14 protein-coding genes are annotated in these 14,678 nt (G+C 42.2%); 10 read left to right on the forward strand and 4 right to left on the reverse strand.

Annotated features, from left to right (window positions below):
* Positions 1-104: 104 nt before the first annotated feature.
* Together M3193_RS00750 and M3193_RS00755 are read left to right on the forward strand one after the other, a co-directional pair.
* On the forward strand, positions 105-857 hold the full coding sequence (locus tag M3193_RS00750; protein ID WP_251623729.1) for a TerC family protein: 753 nt from the start codon (positions 105-107) through the stop codon (positions 855-857).
* A 127-nt stretch (positions 858-984) separates the two neighbouring features.
* The gene (locus M3193_RS00755) at positions 985-2,334 is read left to right on the forward strand and encodes a TrkH family potassium uptake protein (RefSeq protein WP_251623730.1); all 1,350 of its coding nucleotides are present in this window, start codon (positions 985-987) and stop codon (positions 2,332-2,334) included.
* A 49-nt stretch (positions 2,335-2,383) separates the two neighbouring features.
* Here M3193_RS00755 and M3193_RS00760 read toward each other — a convergent pair whose 3' ends face one another.
* A complete protein-coding gene (locus tag M3193_RS00760; protein ID WP_251623732.1) occupies positions 2,384-4,141 on the reverse strand; it encodes a B12-binding domain-containing radical SAM protein in 1,758 nt (585 codons plus the stop codon).
* Positions 4,142-4,344: 203 nt separating this feature from the next.
* On the opposite strand from M3193_RS00760, the gene M3193_RS00765 reads away from it, so the two are divergent.
* Positions 4,345-5,775, forward strand: a complete 1,431-nt coding sequence (locus tag M3193_RS00765; RefSeq protein WP_251623734.1) for an ATP-binding protein — start codon at positions 4,345-4,347, stop codon at positions 5,773-5,775.
* An 84-nt stretch (positions 5,776-5,859) separates the two neighbouring features.
* Positions 5,860-6,300, forward strand: coding sequence for a MarR family winged helix-turn-helix transcriptional regulator (locus M3193_RS00770; protein WP_251623736.1), 441 nt, complete (start codon positions 5,860-5,862; stop codon positions 6,298-6,300).
* 64 nt (positions 6,301-6,364) lie between these two features.
* Here M3193_RS00770 and M3193_RS00775 read toward each other — a convergent pair whose 3' ends face one another.
* Together M3193_RS00775 and M3193_RS00780 are read right to left on the reverse strand one after the other, a co-directional pair.
* On the reverse strand, positions 6,365-7,006 hold the full coding sequence (locus tag M3193_RS00775; protein WP_251623738.1) for a hypothetical protein: 642 nt from the start codon (positions 7,004-7,006) through the stop codon (positions 6,365-6,367).
* 172 nt (positions 7,007-7,178) lie between these two features.
* The gene (locus M3193_RS00780) at positions 7,179-7,367 is read right to left on the reverse strand and encodes a YkvS family protein (RefSeq protein WP_251623739.1); all 189 of its coding nucleotides are present in this window, start codon (positions 7,365-7,367) and stop codon (positions 7,179-7,181) included.
* 238 nt (positions 7,368-7,605) lie between these two features.
* Between M3193_RS00780 and M3193_RS00785 the strand changes: the two genes are divergently transcribed.
* The 5 genes from M3193_RS00785 (at position 7,606) to M3193_RS00805 (ending at position 12,152) form a co-directional block, all read left to right on the forward strand.
* Positions 7,606-7,785, forward strand: a complete 180-nt coding sequence (locus M3193_RS00785; protein WP_251623741.1) for an aspartyl-phosphate phosphatase Spo0E family protein — start codon at positions 7,606-7,608, stop codon at positions 7,783-7,785.
* A 16-nt stretch (positions 7,786-7,801) separates the two neighbouring features.
* A complete protein-coding gene (locus M3193_RS00790; protein WP_251623743.1) occupies positions 7,802-8,737 on the forward strand; it encodes an AAA family ATPase in 936 nt (311 codons plus the stop codon).
* Positions 8,737-9,945 carry a DUF58 domain-containing protein gene (locus M3193_RS00795; protein ID WP_251623745.1) on the forward strand — a complete coding sequence of 403 codons (1,209 nt, stop codon included), beginning with the start codon at positions 8,737-8,739 and terminating at the stop codon, positions 9,943-9,945. The genes M3193_RS00790 and M3193_RS00795 overlap by 1 nt, the downstream gene beginning before the upstream one ends.
* The gene (locus M3193_RS00800) at positions 9,888-11,132 is read left to right on the forward strand and encodes a hypothetical protein (RefSeq protein WP_251623747.1); all 1,245 of its coding nucleotides are present in this window, start codon (positions 9,888-9,890) and stop codon (positions 11,130-11,132) included. Before M3193_RS00795 ends, M3193_RS00800 begins: the two co-directional genes overlap by 58 nt.
* A gap of 147 nt (positions 11,133-11,279) precedes the next feature.
* Positions 11,280-12,152, forward strand: a complete 873-nt coding sequence (locus M3193_RS00805) for an NAD(P)-dependent oxidoreductase (RefSeq protein ID WP_251623749.1) — start codon at positions 11,280-11,282, stop codon at positions 12,150-12,152.
* 80 nt (positions 12,153-12,232) lie between these two features.
* On the opposite strand, the gene M3193_RS00810 is transcribed toward M3193_RS00805, so the two are convergent.
* Complete coding sequence (locus M3193_RS00810; protein WP_251623751.1) at positions 12,233-12,694, reverse strand: YkyB family protein; 462 nt, start codon at positions 12,692-12,694, stop codon at positions 12,233-12,235.
* A 220-nt stretch (positions 12,695-12,914) separates the two neighbouring features.
* Here M3193_RS00810 and M3193_RS00815 point away from each other — a divergent pair, with 220 nt between their 5' ends.
* A complete protein-coding gene (locus M3193_RS00815; RefSeq protein ID WP_251623753.1) occupies positions 12,915-14,621 on the forward strand; it encodes a putative bifunctional diguanylate cyclase/phosphodiesterase in 1,707 nt (568 codons plus the stop codon).
* Positions 14,622-14,678: the final 57 nt, after the last annotated feature.

Here is a 14,678-nt window from a genome sequence, read left to right on the forward strand (position 1 = left end):
CGGTTATGATAGCAGATATTCACTTAAAAATTTCTGACTTAGCGAGACCTTTGCCTTTTATTAGGTGAGGGTTTTTTTATTTGGAGAAATAAGGAGGAAATCAATTGGAAGCAATATTACTGGAATACGCATGGGTACTTGTTGTATTGATTGCACTTGAAGGGTTATTGGCTGCGGATAACGCTGTCGTTATGGCTGTCATGGTAAAGCACCTTCCGAAAGTTCAACAGAAAAAGGCATTGTTCTACGGTTTGCTTGGGGCATTTGTCTTCCGTTTTGCTGCTTTGTTCATGATTACGTTTTTAGTGAACATTTGGCAAATACAGGCGCTCGGAGCAGCATATCTCTTATTCATAGCTATCAAAAGCTTAGTAGATAGAGGGAAAGATGACCACAATGGTGTGAAGAAACAACGAAAGCAATCGGGCTTTTGGATGACGGTTTTCAAGGTCGAGCTAGCAGATATAGCATTTGCCCTTGACTCGATGCTTGCTGCAGTCGCACTGGCTGTCACTTTGCCGGAGCTAGGTGATTTTCATATTGGCGGAATAAACGGTGGCCAATTCGTCGTAATGCTCCTAGGTGGAATCATCGGCTTGGTTATTATCCGTTTTGCCGCCAGACAGTTCGTCGTGCTTTTGGAGAAATTTCCTTCCCTTGAAACGGCCGCATTCCTTATCGTCGGCTGGGTTGGGGTCAAATTAGTCGTAATGACATTGTCACATCCGAAGCTACAGATCATTGATGAGGCATTCCCGCATTCGACAATCTGGAAATCGATCTTCTGGGGTGTCCTTTTAGCGATTGCTATTGGCGGTTATTTGACTGCAATGGCAAGAAACAGGAAAAAAGTGTAAGTAAAGCGGCCGGTACATGGCGAAATGTACCGGCCGATTATTTTTTTGTAGTTGTTTTCTTTCCTTTTGAGCGGAAGTTCACTAAAATGAAAAGACGATTCCCTCACTTTAGAAAGGTTCTGATTGCATGAAACTTACAAGGGAAAATCTGCACAGATTCACACCCGCTCAAGTTATCGTCTTTTATTATTTCTTGGCGATCGGGTTTTCCTTCCTATTGTTGAATTTGCCAGGCGTTTATCTGCCGGGCGTCGAGGTCAGCTTCATAGATAGTTTATTCACGGCGGTAAGTGCGGTCAGTGTGACAGGCTTAACACCGATAAGCATAGGAGGCACCTATTCCGTCTTTGGGTTATGCATGCTCATGCTCGTCCTGCAATTAGGTGGAATCGGCATCATGTCGATTGGTACATTCTTCTGGCTATTGGTTAAAAAGCGAATCGGCCTGCGTGAACGTCAACTCATCATGGTCGATCATAACCAATATTCGCTGGCAGGAGTCGTCGGCCTCATTAATCAGATTGTCCGCATTATATTTTTGATTGAGATTACAGGCGGCATCATATTGACATTGTATATTAAGCGGTATTACGACACATTCAGTGAAGCTCTGCTGAATGGGATGTTCATGTCGGTTTCCGCGACGACCAATGCCGGTTTCGATATTACGGGTTCGTCGCTGCATCCATATTTCGATGATTACTTTGTACAAACTGTCACGATGATTCTTATAATCCTCGGTGCAATCGGTTTTCCTGTGCTGATAGAAGTGAAAAGCTTTTTCTCGAAAAAAGTGCCGAATTTCCGTTTTTCCCTCTTTACGAAAATTACAACCGTCACATTCGGACTGTTGCTCGTATGGGGGGCATTGCTCATTTACATTTTGGAGTCATTCCACTCCTTTAAGGGGCTGGCATGGCATGAAAAGATCTTTGCCTCCTTGTTTCACTCTGTTTCTTCGCGGTCGGCAGGATTGACGACCTATGACATTACACAGTTCAGTGAAGCTACGGATATCTTCATTTCATCACTAATGTTCATAGGGGCTTCCCCGAGTTCAGTAGGCGGGGGAATCCGGACAACGACATTCGCCATCGCGCTACTGTTTCTAATCAATTTTGCGCGAGGCAACAATGTCATTAATATCTTCCGAAGGGAAATCAAGCTTATAGACGTCTACCGCTCTTATGCAGTTATTCTGCTTGCGGCAATGATGGTTATGACGGCGTTGCTTATTTTGCTAATAACCGAGAAGGATATTCCGGTCGTCGCACTCCTTTTTGAAATTACTTCTGCATTTGGTACGTGCGGCATGTCCCTTGGAATTACATCTGATCTATCGGTAATTGGCAAGTTAATCATTATGGTCCTCATGTTCATAGGACGGGTCGGTCTCATTTCGTTCCTGTATACATTAGGTGGAAAGACGAATAAAAAACCGTACACATATCCTAAAGAACGCGTCATCATTGGATGAAAAAAGCATCTTTCCTCATTGTATAAAGGAGGAAAGATGCTTTTTATGTTTAGAGGACTGCTTTATCCATTGTTTTTTCAATAAAATGAAATTGCGGATTCTGTCCTTTGCAGAAAAACGTGACAAGATAGCCTTCTTCTTTCACAGAACCATATTCATATGAATCTGTCGGCCGGATGCAGATCGGTGTGATGAATGTATGCTTCCGGATATTCCTTTCGGTAAGCCGGGTAGGCGTTGAAATACTGCTCAGCAGAACTTTATCATCCAGCACCGACCGTTCAATTGCAGTCAGTGCTTCAGGTTCCAACTCTTCACGCCACCAAATGTGTCGCGGTTGGAAAGTATGGTGCGCCAAATAATCGATTTTCATTAGACTTTTAACAATGCTCATATCTGCTTGTCCATACTCTAGGAGGAACTCCTCCAATCTTGTGTACAAGTCCTGAAGCTGATGGCCGATCCTCGACCAGCCCTTCGTTTCCCAGAACGTACCGAATTGCTGGAAGAAGTCAAACGGTGTTTCAAACACTTCCGATACAAGATACTCAACTGTTCGCGGCATGCGGTTGTCATTCCAATACTTTTCTAGCACATCCTCGGTCTGTTTGATTCTTAAGATATCATCGAATGTCAAGACGTTATTGGATAAGATTTCATACGGGGCTTCATCGATATACGTATAACCGAATTGTTCAGCCTGAATGCGCAATCCAGTCCCTCTTAATAGCTTGAGGAAGCCTAATTGGAGCTCTTCCGGACGCATGGCAAAGACATCGTTGAACGTATCCCTGAACGAATCATAATCCTCTTCCGGCAGCCCGGCGATCAAATCTAGATGCTGTGCAATTTTTCCGCCATTTTTCACCATAGTGACAGTTCTGGACAGTTTTTCAAAGTTCTGTCTCCGTTGCACGAGTTCGTTTGTCAAATCGTTAGTCGACTGTACTCCGATTTCAAAACGGAAGAGCCCTGCAGGAGCATTTTCGTTCAAGAAGTTGATGACTTCCGGACGCATGATATCACCCGTTATTTCAAACTGGAAAACTGTTCCCGGCAAATGTTCGTCGATAAGGAACTGAAACATTTCCATAGCATAGCTACGGCTGATATTAAACGTACGGTCTACGAATTTGATCGTCTTGGCGCCATTTTTCATCAAGTATCGAATGTCTTCCTTAACTGCATCTCGATTGAAATACCGGACGCCGACTTCAATGGATGATAAACAGAATTGACATGAGAACGGACAGCCTCTGCTCGTCTCAATATACGTCACCCGGTTTCCGAGGTGAGGTACATCTTCTGGGAATCTGAAAGGGGAGGGCAGTTCTCGCAAGTCCAGTTTCGGTCCGGGAGCGGTAGATTTCAGCCTTCCGTCCTCCAAGTAGGCGACTCCTGTCACTTCTTTGAGGCTGACTTTCCCTGCATGGTAATCGAGAAGCTGTTTAAAAGTCCTTTCTCCTTCACCGAGGACAATGAAATCGATTTCAGGGACTTCTTCCAACCACTTGTCAAAGTCATACGTTACTTCAGGCCCACCAGCTACAATGACAAGATCGGGATTTGTTTTTTTGAGAATCCGGATGACCTTGATTGACTCTTCAATATTCCATATGTACAAACTGAATCCGACAATAGTAGGTTTCTTTTGATAAATGTCTGATACAATATTTAAAACAGGATCTTTTATTGTATATTCCGCCAATATAGGTTCATATTCCGGCATTGCGTATGATTTCAAATACCGGATCGCGAGATTTGTGTGAATATATTTTGCATTTAATGTTGTGAGAACTATGTTCATATTCTTTCTCCTTTGATATAATACTAATTATCGATAATTTAGACACCTATTTTAGTCGAAAACTACTATTTTATTACGAATAACAATATGGAATAATCAGAATTGAAGATACTTCTTTGAACTGTAGTTCTAAAATATGCTTTTATTCGCATGAAATCTTGTCTTTTCACATACTGTTTGGTAATAGGTACAGGAGGTATCAAATGAGTGATTTCGATAGTACTTTAAAAAGCTTGTCATTCCTGTTGGATGACAGTTTTCGACCGAGCTTGGTTTTACATGTAAATGGAGATATTTATTACGAAAATGAGCCATTTAAAATGCAATTCGACATAACGGACAAAAGGAATATCAGTGAAATCATAGATTCGACATCTATGTGTGAATGGACAGGATTTACAGAACGTGCAAAGACTTCCGAACAGATCCTGATGGAAAAATTGTCGGTAACATTATGTTTCGATGAAATCTTCCCGAGTGAACTGCAGTTATTCTATATCCCTGATATGAAAAAAATTATTGTGAAGTTTGATTTACAAGAACCTTGCAAAATTCCTTCTTTAAAGACATATTTCAACGCGTTCAGGCAATCATCCGATTTTCTGCTATTGGTAGATCAAGACGGAAAAATCCGTGATGTTAATGAAGTGCACAGCGTGTTTATCAATCAAACACGAAAAGAGTTGGTTGGTCAAAGTATTGGCAATGTCCTTTCCATAATAGATCCTGAAAATGATGAGTCCGTTCACGATCTTCTTGAAAAGGTGAAAGATCAAGGCTTTGTCGAGTCAATTAAAACGTACCAAAGGTCAGCAGAGGATACAAGATACTATCATATTACAACCTACTACGATAAAGAAACAAATATATTTATTTTCCAAATGTCAGATTCCACAGAAAAAGAGAATTTGCAAGTGCAGCTGGCCCATTCAGGATCATTATCCGCCGTCGGACAAATTGCTGCAAGCATTGCTCATGAAATAAGGAATCCAATTACCACTTTGAAAGGATTCACACAGTTGCTGAAAGTATCGGCAACAGACGATTCAATCCGCTATATTTCCGTAATCGAAGATGAAATCGAAAGAATGGAAACCATTCTTGGGGAGATGCTCGTGTTGTCGAAGCCCTCTGAAAAAAAGAAAGCCGTCTTCTCTTTGGAAGTATTGGTTGGGGATATGGTTTCAATACTATTGCCGAAAGCGGTAATGGATGGAATCGAAGTTGCTCAGTCTGTAGAACTGAGCAGCAATCCACATATTTTTGGCGATCCGGATAAGATGAAGCAGGTTCTTTTAAACTTGTTTAAGAATGCATTGGAATCGATGCAGGTCGGGGGGAAGCTTGCCGTTCACCTCACAGAATCTGACGGAAAATTGATTTTATCCATAACAGATACGGGAAAAGGGATGACTCGCCATCAGGTGAGCCAAGTGTTCATGCCTTTTTTCAGCTCAAAGCCGGGCGGAACGGGATTAGGACTGCCTTTTGTTCTGAAAACAGTCGAGGACCACGGCGGAACGATTGCGGTAGATAGTCAAGTGGACGTAGGTACAAAATTCATATTGACATTCCCTAAAGCAAAAGAAGGTGCTCCGTATCCTTTGAATAGCAAGCAGTCCATCGTCTCTTGAATCAATTCGTTTTGACACATTCGTCCATTTGTAGCTATAATAGTGTCGAGACGCTGACAGGAAAACAAAAGGTGGATCCGAACTATGTCAAATGATACGGAACGTGCATTGAAATTATTTATCGTCCTTTCAAGGGCAAGTAAGGTTGTCTTGGAAGAAGCGAATAAACTGATAGAAACATATAAGCTGAATCCAACAGAGTTTGCTGTCTTGGAGCTTTTGTACCACAAAGGAAGGCAGCCAATTCAAAAGATCGGACAAAAAATCCTGCTTAGCAGCGGATCCATGACATATGTCGTGGATAAGCTTGAAAAGAAAGGGCTAATTGAACGCGTGTATTGCACTGAAGATAAACGGATTACGTATATGTCAATTACAGCCGCGGGGAATGAATTGATCGAAGAGATTTTTCCGTCCCACGAAGGGAAGATCAATGAATTGATGTCAGTCCTTTCTAAAACGGAACAGGACACGGCAATTGAACTCCTGAGAAAACTAGGGCTATCCATTAAGAACCTTTCATAATTTCATGCATAGAATACGCCGAACAGGCATAACCTGTTCGGCGTTTGTCATTCTGCTATTCAAATTATTGTATTGTCTGTCCCATACTCAAGAAAGCTGATTTGTATTCTTCATCTGGATTGTCGAATAGGGTAAGTCTGACGACCATTCCATCCTTTTCAAAAACGACTCCCGTTACTGGTCCCGTTTCCGTATCCACCTTGAATGCTTTTGCATTTTTGATGCCCTTATCCTCGAGATCCGTATATACGTCCGTCAATTCTTCAGGCTCCGCTCCATTGCTAGAGGCTTTTAATACCTCTTGCATATTGTCAGTGAAATAATCATATGCTCCATCTTCGGCAGGTTGTGTTTCAATGCGCATAAAAGCTTCTGGATTTTCATCTGCATACAAGCTATCCCGTCCAGGTTCTTCACTTGTTAACGTAAAGCCGGGCAATACTTCCATTGCATATGATTGGGCATCGCTCTCAGTCAGCACTGCATCCGTCATATCTGTGGCGGACTCCTCATTGCCATCGTTTGCAGAACCTGCTCCTGCATCAGGGGTTGACGTGCCATCCGTTGAATTGCCGTTTGTTCCATCAACAACTTGTTCAGGTTCATCCGTTTGGGCTTCCTTTTGATCCGTGTTATCGGTTCCACAAGCTGTCAGGAGAAAAGCAGCTGCAAATCCTGTGCATACTATTTTCCAATTGAATTTCATTGAAGATCCCTCCTATTCATTTATCCCGCATTAACTGTAAGTAATTCTCTCCCGCAAAGGGGGGGAGATTAACTGCCAGTAAATGCCCGATTGGTTCAACTAACACTTAGTGGGGGAAAGAATCCCCTTGAGTGAGTTTCACTTTATTGGACGTAGTACAATGGAAAATGTTTCATTCATCACTGCCGTGGATAATTGTATAGCGTTTATGATTGACGACAGTTTTTTCCTCCATTTGCAGCTCGTCGAAATTTTCCATGTATGTCAAATCGACGATTACAGAGTTCTCATTCACTTTCTCCACAATACCTTGCAAGCCATCTTTAAACTCTATAATATTTCCCACTTCTGCGATTTTCATAATCAAACAGCTCCTTAAACAGATTATCTTTTATAGTTTGCCTTAAAAAGTCCGTGACGTAAAGTGTTTCATTCTAAAATAGTATTTTCATTTTGCCTGCATAAACTAGAGGTAGTGGAACTTTCTGTTGGTGGAAGGTTCGATATATTTCAATAATGCCTTCAATTGAGTTACTTGTTTTATCTGAAATCGTGTATAATTGTTATTTAGGTATATCTACACTCGGGAGGTATTGCGCATGAAACATATACTGGAAGTTCAAATTGAGACAACGCGCAAGGAATTGATTACCATAGCGGGCGAAAAGGGCTTATCTTCAATGGAAACATTACTGATAAGCGAAATGCTCGATAGATTGATCAATGAGTATAATTCCCTGGAAGAGATGCCTGGACTAATGGAATGGATAGAAAAATAGAAAGGGTGGTATTTTGATGGTGACAATTAAGGACTTCCGAAATGAATTAAACCAAGCGGTAATTGGCAGAGGTAAAGAATTCGATCTAATGCTTATCGCACTCTTACAACGGGGACATGTTTTGTTGGAAAGTGTTCCAGGTTCCGGTAAAACAATGATGGCCAAAAGTTTTGCCAACGCTTTCAAAGGGGATTTCAAGCGTGTGCAATTTACCCCGGATGTGTTGCCATCGGATGTGACTGGCATCCGTTACTTTAACCCCCAGTCTCAGGAATTCATCCTGAAGGCCGGTCCAGTCTCAACGAATATATTATTGGCGGATGAGATTAACAGGGCGACTCCCCGGACACAATCAAGCCTTTTGGAATCGATGGAAGAAAGGCAAGTGACAATCGACGGTGAAACGCTTTCCTTGCCGACACCATTCATGGTTATTGCAACACAGAATCCAATTGAATCGCAGCAAGGAACATTTCCTTTACCGGCAGCACAGTTGGATCGATTTTTATTCAAGCTGAACATTGATTATCCATCGTTTGAAGAAGAGCATGATATCCTGCGGCAATACGGCAAGAACCCTGGAGAGATAAGGACGAATGCGATCATCGATGCTGAAACTGTCGGAAGCTGGGCTGCTGAAGCTGCAGAAGTGACAGTCCATGAAGATGTCGAAAAGTATATATTGAAAATTGTACGTGCCACAAGAGAGCATCCTTTCCTGGAGCTTGGTTTAAGTTCCCGGGCGGCTCTTGCTATCCTTCAGGCTGCCAGGACGAAAGCGTATATTGAAGGCAGGGATTACGTCACTCCAGATGATGTCAAGTACATCCTTCCTCCAGCTGCGTTACACCGGATGGAACTATCTACGGAAGGGGTATTGACAAGAACGATTGAAGAAGTGCTTCAGGAAATTATGAATTCCATTACAGCACCGCTCGAGGCGACAGTCTAATGAAGTGGATACGCTATGAACATGGGTTCAGATCGATTCACCAAGGAATGGCAATCACCGGAGTTTTTTTCATTTATGCCTTCGTCTATTTGCAAGTCTGGCTTGCCGCTTGTTTTGCAGCGGTATTTGCAATGCTCGCTTTTCAGAACGTTTATTTTTCAAAGGTTGGACAGCATCTCTCAGTAACATTTCGAGCAAAGCAGAAACGGATTTTGATTGGCGAAAGCGAAGAACTCATCTTGGAGTTCGAAAATGGAAAAGTGCCGGTCTGGAATGGGACGTTGACCATTTCCATGGAAGACGCGGTCGCGCCGAGTTCGGATGACAAGAAACACTACAGCGGAATATATGATTTGACAGTTCCTTTTGCGATAGGCGGTAATAAAAAAGTGGAGATCCGAATTCCTCTCGAAGGAAAAAAAAGGGGCATGTCCAGAGTGACGAGGGTCATGTTAGAAATCCCGCATTTATTCGGAGACGGATTTGTCAACATGGAGCTCAATGAACCGATTTATTATCAAAGTTTAGTGTACCCGAAGGTGACCTCACTTGGCAGGGAACTGAAATCATCACCTTACAAACCGGGCGAAACTGAACAGAAGCAGTCGCTATTCCAGGACGAATTCCAACCGATCGGCACAAGGGATTACATCCCGACGGATCGTTTTGATCAGATCCACTGGACCGCAAGTGCCCGGATGCAGAAGTTGCAAACAAAGGAGTTTCTGCCTGTCAGCTCGCAAAGTGTCGTGCTCATGATGAACGCGATTGAAAAGGACAGAGGATTTTTAGACTTTGAAAAAAAGGTGGAGCGCCTCGTTTCGTATGCGGATTACTGCATGAAAAATGATATTCCGTATTCCATAGCGATTAATATACGGAGTTTTGGAGCAAAACCTTATTTACTACTGCCGAGCGGATCGGGTAAAGTGCAATTTCAAAAAGTGATGGTCATGCTTGCGAAAATATCGGATAAGCATGCAAAACTGCCTTTCGAGGAAATGCTTCAGCATATGGAAAGGCATGGTCAGCTACCGCAGACCGTCGTTTTGATTACCCACGAGAATGACCGTGTAAAAGCACTGGCAAAACAATGGACAAAACGCTACGAGGTCATCTTGGATAATTCCTACGAAAGGAATGAAAGGATTTGGGACAATCAACATATGAAAAAGACCGGAACCGATTCAGCCTATCTGAACGTTTAATTGTCGAAATGTTTCTTCCTGCCTATCTCTTCATTTTCTTTTTAGGGGAAACCGGCTCCATCATGCCCTATGTATGGCTGCTCATGTCAATCCTCGGAGGAATCATATCCTTTTTCCTGTTTTACAATCGGGATTATTCACTTGGATACGGCGTAGGATTAGCATTGGCAGTTACGGCGCCGTTTCTGCTGTTCAATGCTCCGCTGATGAATATGCTGATTTTCTTTGTTTATGTTCTATGGAGGATTCAAGCCAATTTTAATGGATCCAGAATACAAGGGTGGCCATTCTTAACTGTAAACACACTTGTTTTTGTCGTTCTTTTTTTCCTGGCACGTTTGCTTTTCGCCTATAATAGCCCTGAAGTTTTAATGAAACAACAAATCATCCTGTTCCTTGTAACATCCTTCCTTTATTTTTTCATACGGATGATCTCAGTTACTGTGAACAGCAGGCAATTAGGCAATTTTAAGGTGAGGGAAGCGGGCAGGGTTTTCGGTTATATTATCGGATTAGGATCACTTGTATATATTGTCGTCCTATTTGCATTGGATCCAGTGAGAAGGATTATTATTAGTGTAGGAGGATTTCTCTTTGGAGGAGTACTGACTCTTTTCGGAAAAACGATGGAGCCTATCATTGAGTATTTCAAATCAGGCGCAGAAAAGTTTATCGAAGAAAATTTGGTGGAACCCGAAAGCGGATTCGTTGACTTTGAACTGCAAGATGAAATGAATACGTACGGAGCGACATCTTCCATTTTCGAATACACTTCATTGGCAGTAGCATTTGTCATTCTCATTACTATAGCTATTCTTCTCATAAGGCGAAAAGGGAAGAAACGTGATGTGGAAAAATTAGAAAACTACTCCTTTTCCTTTAAAGGTAGAAAAGCAAAACCCGAAGAGCAACGTCAGTTATTGTATGACTACTCCTCTGCACGGGATGAAGTGCGGGAGACCTTCCTGCAATTCGAGAAAGAAGCGCAAAAAAACAATCTCAGCCGCATGCATGGGGAAACAGTGATAGAATGGTTCGCACGGATGGGTTGGAAGCAAAATGATTTGATTTTATCGATTTACAATGATGTTCGTTATGGTTCTCGAACTCCTTCGGAAGAGGAGCATTCGACATTCATCCAAGAGATTGAACACATTAAAAAATCTTTTTTTGAAAAAGAGGTTTAAGAAGTTTTGAAACGGGGGACATTATAATTGAACACAGCAACATTCTCATTTCCCCCTTTTGAGGACGGACCCTTTACAGGATCTGTCCTCCTTTTTTTGTCCTAAACGCTTATAATGAATATTGTGAACAAAAATGGAGGGGATCACTTGAGGAAAGAGAAGATTGCATTTATCGGAACTGGGGTCATGGGCAGCAGCATCGTCAAGCATTTATTGAATGCAGACTATGAAGTGACAATTTTCACCCGCACAAAGGAAAAAGCGGAAGTGCTCATTGGGCATGGCGCAAAATGGGCTGAAACTGCGGGACAAGCGACTGCAGCCGCAGATGTGGTTTTAACGATGGTCGGATATCCATCCGATGTGGAAGAGGTCTATTATTCAGCGGATGGGATTTTAGAGAACGTCAGACAAGGAATGATTCTCATCGACATGACGACGTCCAGTCCTGCGCTAGCCAAACGGATTGCCGCTGATGCCGAAGTGAAAGGGGTTTCCTCAATCGATGCACCCGTTTCTGGTGGGGATGTCGGTGCACAAAACGGGACACTCTCCATTATGTGCGGAGGGGATAGAGTGACTTTCAGAGAAGTTCATCCTCTCTTGCAAGTATTCGGGAAACAGATTGTCTATCAAGGGGAAGCTGGCGCCGGCCAGCATACAAAAATGTGCAACCAGATTGCTATAGCGACCAATATGATTGGTGTATGCGAAGCGCTTGTCTATGGAAAGGAAGCTGGACTTGATGCTGAGACGGTCCTCCAATCCATTTCTTCAGGAGCTGCCGGTTCATGGTCACTTTCAAACTTGGCTCCACGGATGATCAAAGGGGATTTCGAACCTGGTTTTTACGTAAAGCATTTCCTGAAGGATATGAATATCGCCTTGGCGGAAGCGGAACAGATGAGTTTGCATTTACCGGGACTGCAACTCGCGAGGGAAATGTACAATGAGCTTGTTGCAGAAGGATATGGTGAAAAAGGAACGCAGGTTTTATACAAACAATATAATCACGTATAGGCAAGTCGTCTTACGCCCACAACGAATAAAAAAGGCTGTTCCAGCGAATCAGACTTACTGATTGCTGAAGCAGCCGGCTTTTATTTTCCGTCCAAATAGGAAGATCTGAAGGATTGTTTATTCGATACTTTAGGACGTTTCGGAATGAACGTTTTTTGCTTTGTCCTCGATGGCGCTTTTTGCTCCCCGAGAAAATCGATCAATAATTCCTTAGCAGTTTTTAAATTCATTCGCTCTTGTGGATTACGGAAAGTTTGGTCTTGTGCTCCTAAATGGGGAAGGGACGTGAAATCGTCTTTTTCCGGTAAGGTGTGAAAGAGGAATTCGCTGCACTTTACGAGAACAGTGGAGCTTTGCTGGCTGAGCTGAGGATTGTCGACAAAATGCAAGCCGATTTTTTTAGCGTCGCCCGACTGAAGCAGCCGTTGGATCGCATTGTTTTTTAATGAATAAAGTTCACGATTATTCGTTGCTGTTTTGGCATGTCGGTTTATAGTGTAAATTGCGATGGCGAGTTGACGCACCGTATCTTCCTTTTTCAAATGATTCCTCCTCTTTACGATATAGATATCATTCAACCCTATCATACTGCTTCTCAAAAATTTTTCAAAGCAATTTGTATAAGAAAACCGAAATTTTTGCGAACGGCTATTTTTTTGTCGAATATAAAGGTATACTTGTAAAATAAAGTAGAAAAATCTGTTTCGGCGTCTATAAACAAAATTATTGTACATAGGAGCAGCGACATGCATGGAGGCATTCATGGACAATAACAGACTGCAAGATGAATTGATGATGGAACGCAACACGAGAATGGAATTTGAACATAAGTACAAATCTGTCATCGATCATAACTTGGACCCAATTATTACAATCAATTTAAGTGGACGTGTTTTACATGCAAATATCGCTGTCCATAAAGCATTCGGCTACAGGTTAAAAGAATTGACGGGTCGTGCAATCATCGATTTGATCGGTGAAGAAAAAAATAATGACTTTAATGACTTTCTAGCACGTGCGTTTTCCGGCGAGTCAATTGAAATGGAAGGAATCAAGTTCTTTCATAAGCGGGGCAAATATCTATCTGCTTATGTTAAGGCGATCCCTGTTGCTATACGGGGAGATATACAGGAAATCCATTTAATTTTAAGGGATACTTCCTTTCATCTCAAAAATAATGAAAGGTTATTATTTCTTTCCTATCATGATCAATTGACAGGGTTATGGAACCGGCGTGCATTGAAAGAACATTTTTATGCTGACGCTGATTATGCCTTTCGATGTGATGAACAGCTCTCCTTAATCCATTTGGACTTAGATCGCTTTAATACAATCAATGATTCCATCGGTAGAAACGGTGCTGACGAAATTCTGAAGATGATTGCGGATCGGATTAAACTTGCTACTCCTACAACGGGAAAACTATATAGAAATGGCGGGGATGAATATATCATCCTGCTGCAAAACCATTCCATCGAAAAAACGGAAAAGCTAACACAGAAAATCATGAGTGATTTCACGAAACCCTTCTATTTTAATCATCAGGAATATTTCATTTCGTCCTCAATCGGTATATCGGTCTATCCCGAAGACGGAACGGAGTTGGAGGAGCTGCTTCAGAAAGCCGAGCAAGCCGTTCGTTTCGTCAAAGAGCGTGGCCGTTCCCATTATCGTTTTTACCGGGAAGAGATGAATACGGCTTTCACTGATACGGCTTTAATGGAAGCCCATCTGCGCCGAGCAATTGAATTTAATGAGCTTGAACTCCACTATCAGCCGCAAGTGAATTTGAAGACGGGGGAAATCGACAGCTTCGAAGCGTTGTTAAGATGGAATAATCGGAAGTTTGGGTTCGTCTCACCGGCCCAATTCATTCCACTGGCAGAGGAATCAGGTCTGATCCATTCTATCGGTGATTGGGTGTTAGAGGTTGTATGTGCCCAGTTGAAGGAATGGCAAGATAAGCAGTTCCGGCCTGTTCGAATTGCGGTGAATATATCTCCTAAGCAATTTCAAATCGGTGCATTTGCCGAGAAAGCAAAACAGTTTATTGATAAGCATGGGATTCATCCCTCCTCTTTCGAAGTGGAAATTACTGAGTCTGCCTTGATGAATATGAAAGATACGCTCTCGACCTTACAGAAATTGAAAGAAATCGGTGTGACGATTTCAGTCGATGATTTCGGAACTGGTTATTCTTCACTCAGTTATTTAAAGCAATACCCTATCAATATTATTAAAATTGATCGTTCGTTCATCAAAGACATTGAATTGGATGAAAAGAATGAAGCGATAGCTAAAACAATTATTAATCTAGCCCACAACCTAGGCATGCAAGTCATTGCTGAAGGCGTAGAGAAAGATTTGCAGGCGAAAATTCTAAAAGAGGCCGATTGCCATAAGGCACAAGGTTTTTTATTCAGCAAAGCGGTTCCTGCCTCGGAAATCGTGGAAAAATATTTTGCGTAAGGTGATAGATGGCTTTCTTCTAACGCGGGCATTTGCCTGCTAGAGGAAAGTCTTCTT

This window comes from Sporosarcina luteola, assembly GCF_023715585.1.
Taxonomy (GTDB): domain Bacteria; phylum Bacillota; class Bacilli; order Bacillales_A; family Planococcaceae; genus Sporosarcina; species Sporosarcina luteola_D.